The sequence below is a fragment of the Streptomyces sp. NPDC056486 genome (genome assembly GCF_042795295.1).
In the GTDB taxonomy this organism is placed as follows: domain Bacteria; phylum Actinomycetota; class Actinomycetes; order Streptomycetales; family Streptomycetaceae; genus Streptomyces.
The window spans coordinates 1-4083 of sequence record NZ_JBHTSF010000306.1; the positions used below are offsets into that span (position 1 = coordinate 1).

Annotated in this window: 4 protein-coding genes; 1 reads left to right on the top strand and 3 read right to left on the bottom strand. The window is 67.8% G+C overall.

Translation table 11 applies throughout. From position 1 onward, the window contains the following. Positions 1-55: 55 nt before the first annotated feature. Positions 56-1099: a hypothetical protein gene (locus ACFQ7F_RS45530; RefSeq protein WP_383285592.1), complete on the bottom strand. Its 1044-nt coding sequence runs from the start codon at positions 1097-1099 to the stop codon at positions 56-58. Positions 1100-1705: 606 nt separating this feature from the next. Between ACFQ7F_RS45530 and ACFQ7F_RS45535 the strand changes: the two genes are divergently transcribed. Then, positions 1706-2236 carry a hypothetical protein gene (locus tag ACFQ7F_RS45535; protein ID WP_383285595.1) on the top strand — a complete coding sequence of 177 codons (531 nt, stop codon included), beginning with the start codon at positions 1706-1708 and terminating at the stop codon, positions 2234-2236. 87 nt (positions 2237-2323) lie between these two features. Here the strand turns inward: ACFQ7F_RS45535 and ACFQ7F_RS45540 are convergent, their stop codons facing one another. Together ACFQ7F_RS45540 and ACFQ7F_RS45545 are read right to left on the bottom strand one after the other, a co-directional pair. Next, positions 2324-3286 carry a hypothetical protein gene (locus ACFQ7F_RS45540; RefSeq protein ID WP_383285598.1) on the bottom strand — a complete coding sequence of 321 codons (963 nt, stop codon included), beginning with the start codon at positions 3284-3286 and terminating at the stop codon, positions 2324-2326. Beyond that, complete coding sequence (locus ACFQ7F_RS45545; RefSeq protein ID WP_383285601.1) at positions 3283-3882, bottom strand: plasmid partition protein; 600 nt, start codon at positions 3880-3882, stop codon at positions 3283-3285. The genes ACFQ7F_RS45540 and ACFQ7F_RS45545 overlap by 4 nt, the downstream gene beginning before the upstream one ends. Between the last annotated feature and the right edge of the window lie 201 nt (positions 3883-4083).

Below are 4083 nucleotides of genomic sequence, written 5' to 3' on the forward strand. Positions count from 1 at the left end.
GGCCCCGCCGCGTGTGCGGCGGGGCCCTCGACCGATGCCCGACATCGGCGTTCGGCTACACCTCGGCGGTTGGCCGCCAAGCGTTGACACACCGGATGGAACCCGGGTCGACGCGCCAGCCTTCGGCGCGCAACCGGGCGGCGATGCTGCGCAGTTCGACGCGGTGGGGCTTGCGGTCTTCACCGGTCACATAGAGGCCCCCGATGAGCCAGTAGACCGTCACCAATCCGGCGCAACGCGGTTGGACGAGTGCGCCGTGCGCCTGCTCGTCGAACTCGTCGCGCCCGGTGTGGTCGTGCCCGTCGGTGACCGTGGCGAGCTGAAGGGGTTCGAGGGCGGCGAGAGCCGCGAGCACGTCAGGGGTATCGGCGTTTCGGGGTGCGCTGCCTGCAGTGCGGTTGCCTTCGCGGACCAGGACGAGCGAGGCGGCCGGGGTCGGGTCGCACGCTTCCCACGGTGTGTCGGTGGCGAGGGTGATCACCGGGCCGGGCAGAGATGCGGCCTGCGTGCAACCGAGGCACCCGCACGCCGAGTTATACGGCCGGGGTGCAGCGACGTACGGGTCGGAGTGCATGAGTACGTGGCCGAGGGACGCGGCCGTGATGTCCACGGAGTCCGGGAGGCAGCCGAACACCGTGTCGCCGAACCTGACCCGGTCGGCGCGCGTGATCGAGAGCACCTCGCCGAGCGAGGGCCGTGCGTCCGGAGTGACGTCCGCGAACAGGTGGAGGGCCGCCTCGTCAATCCTGAAGGCGCGGCCGACGACGTCCCCGAGTTGGACGGCGGCGCGGGAGAGCTGCGAGACGGCCCCGAGGCTGATCGCGTATGCCCGTTCCTCGGCGGAGGCCACGCACCGGATGCACAGCTCATGTCCCTTGCCGTAGCGGGCGGCGGCCTCGTCCGGGTTGAGGTACTCGGTCAGAGCCCGGCCGCACAGGGTGTCGTCATTGCCGGGTGAGAAGTGCACGCGGCGGCCCTTGCCCACGGCGGCGTGCCGGACCTCGGCCCGCTCGTACAGCGGGGCTCCGCTCTCCTCGGTGAGTGAGGGTGCAGCGGTCGCGGTCGGGCTCTTGGTGTCGGTGGTGGCTTGCGTCTGCATGTCCTGGTCTCCCTCTGGTTGGTGAGGCACCACCATGACACATGTTGTAAATCAACTACAAGTTCATTTACAACCTTGCTTTGCGAACGTCCGGGGCGGAGGGGTTGCCGAGCTGTATGCCTGTGGCTCATAGGAGATGCGCAGGTGTCATAACGCCTGGTCAGGCGGGCTGCACCGTTTGGCGGTTTCGGCCCAAGAGGGGTGCACGGGTTGGCGGTTTCGGGGGTGACCTGCACCTTCCCGGCTTCGGCGGCAGCCGTTCGTGTCTGGCGCTCGGTGGCATGTGGCGGTTTCGGTCAAGCGCCTCATCAGGAACGCGTGAGTGGCTGTGCAGGTCTCTACGGATGTCGTTCCGCGATGGATTCGGGAGTCGGTTACGCGGCCCTCCGAAGGTCAATATCGCTGAGGGCGGGAGTCACTGCGATTGCATCACCGCAGGCAGCGCTGCCACTTGCGGTGACATCCGGTCTCATCGCGATTCGTGGCCAGGGCAACCAAGTGACATCCGCCGACGTGTCGAAACGATTCCCGCTTAGACCTCCAGAACCACGTGAGGACGGGAGACTTGACCTCTACGACCAACCGAACTCCTGGAGGCCTCTGCCGATGACCGGCACCGAATCCGTCACGAGCGAGGCCGAGGGCTGGCTCATCGAGTACCTGCGCATGGATGCCAGCGCCCGGGGTGAGCGCTCGGGATGGGTGCACCCCGGTCTGTCGGCCTTGCTCCTGGCGCACGGGCGCCTGTTCACCCCGGCGCCCTGGCCCGATGGCGGAGATCCGCCCGGCGAGCCGGGCCGGTGCTACATCGAATCGGTTTCGTGGGCGTGGGCAACTGGCGGAGAGCTCGCCTACGTCGAGGGGTGGGCGTGGGATACCGCGTGGCCGGTGGAACACGCCTGGTGCGCGGGAGCAGGCGGGGCCGCGCGTGACCTGACGTGGCGGCGCCCCGGAAGGGCATACCTCGGCATCCCCGTACGTGCCCAGGATGCCGCACGGCTGATGGGCGAGCAGAGCGGCCCGCTGCTCCATGGGGCTGGCGGCCTGGCCTCGGACCTCGTGGTGACTTGGTGCCGTGAGGGATTCCCGGCCGAGCTCCTCGCCGACGTCGGGCGCCCCCTCCCCGCCGCGACGTAACACTTGGCGAACACGGAGCGGGGCCCGACAGCGCTACGTCGGGCCCCGCTCGTTCAAGCCGTCAGGTGTCTCGGCGTCGCCCGCGGGCTACTCGGGCAGGAAGGTTCCGACCCTCTTGGATGCCTTGTCCGCGGCGTCTTTGGCGTCCTGCAGAATCTCGGCGGCCTCGTCCGACGATTCGGCGAGGGCCCTTTTGATCTTTGCTGGGGTCAGCGCGCGCTGAGCCGATTCCAGGTCGGCGAGGGCCGAGCGGAGGGCATCCACGGCAGGGGTTCCGGTGACAGCTTGTTCCCCTTCCCTCTCCCGCTGGCTCGCGAGGCGGGCCGCCTCCTGGGTCGCCGCCTGGGTCGCCGCGAGCTCGCGCGCCATGGCTGTCAGTTCGGTCTCGCTCAGCTCCTGGTCCTCCTTGCGCGGGACCTGCTGAACGATGCCCTGAATGACCTTCACCGACGCCTCTTTGCCGGTGGCGTCCTTGATGGTCTCGTGTACGGCCACCGAGACCTCAGGCCCGTAGTCCTTGGTGATCGTGTTGTAGGCGCTCGCCGCTTTCTTGCCGATCGCGGGAGTGTCTGCACGCGCAGACACTCCGTTCGAATTCCCTTCGAACGGAGTGTCTGCACGTGCAGACACGAGCTCCCCGAGCGCGTAGGCCGTGATCTCTTCGTACGCCGATGCCCGCGACTTGCCGAGGGTGTCCTTGCACCAGGCCGCAAAGCTGGGGTGCGTCTTGCGGTACAGGCGCCTGGAGTTCATGTTCGCCACCGACTTCCCCAGGACCCACCAAGCCGTTTTGAACTCCTCGACCCCGCGCATGCACAGGTTGTAGAGCTCCTCCTCGTGCGCCGAGAGGGGGCCGCTCGCCTCGACCTCTTCGGGCTCGGGGAGGTCAGCCAGGGTCAGGGCAGCCCGGGGGCGCCCCTGGGCGATGGTCACGGGGGCAGCTGCAACGGGCAGACCGTCCGGACCGGTGGACTGCTCAGGTACGCCGCCTGCGCCCTCGTTGAGGAGGTCATCGTCGTCGAGGTCGTCAATGCTGTTGCGGGGGCTCACGGGATCAGCCCCCGGTCCTTCATCTCGGTGACGAGCGTATCCAGGTGAGTGCCGGCGGCCTTCACCGGAAACGGGATCGCCTGCGAGTAGGTCTGGATGAAGGGAACCGTGGTGGTGAACACGTTCCAATTCCGCTTGGCGAACCACCGTCGGGCCTCGGGCACCGCCTTGGCGGCCGTCTGGGGCGGAACGCGGTTGAGCAGAACCCACGTCTCCGTGGGCTTGGAGTCCACCCGCAGCGGCGCGACGTCGTCAATGACCTTCCGCATGGGCAGATCCCGGATGCGGTAGAGGTCGGCCGTCGATGGCGACGAGTTCAAGATCGCGAGATCTGCGCAGCGCAGCACCGAGGAAGTGACATCCATATGGTCCTCGGCGTGACCGCAGTCGATCATGCCGTAATGCCCCTCCGGGACCATGCCGGGCATGTTCATGTGAAAGTTCGACGCTGCCGCACTCACGACCGGGAAGGGGAAATTGGCCTTCTCGTCCCACTTCTGGAACTGCCGGGAGTGGTCGGCGTCGAAGCCGATCATGGGGTATCCGCGCTCGTGCATGGCATGGGCCAGGAACGCCGCGTTGGTGGTCTTGCCCATGGTCCTGGGGCTTACGTGCGCGATGAGCATGCAGCGAGCGTACCGAGGACCAGCCATCGGTCTGCGCCTCCCACCGCATTTGATGCCGAGACCGGTCGGCGTGCCATCGGCCAGGCGGGAATCGGTGTGCGCAGAAACCAGAGGCTTGGCAGGCCAGAGCATTCGTATCGGCGCGCACTGACAGCGGCGGGGGCGCACGGA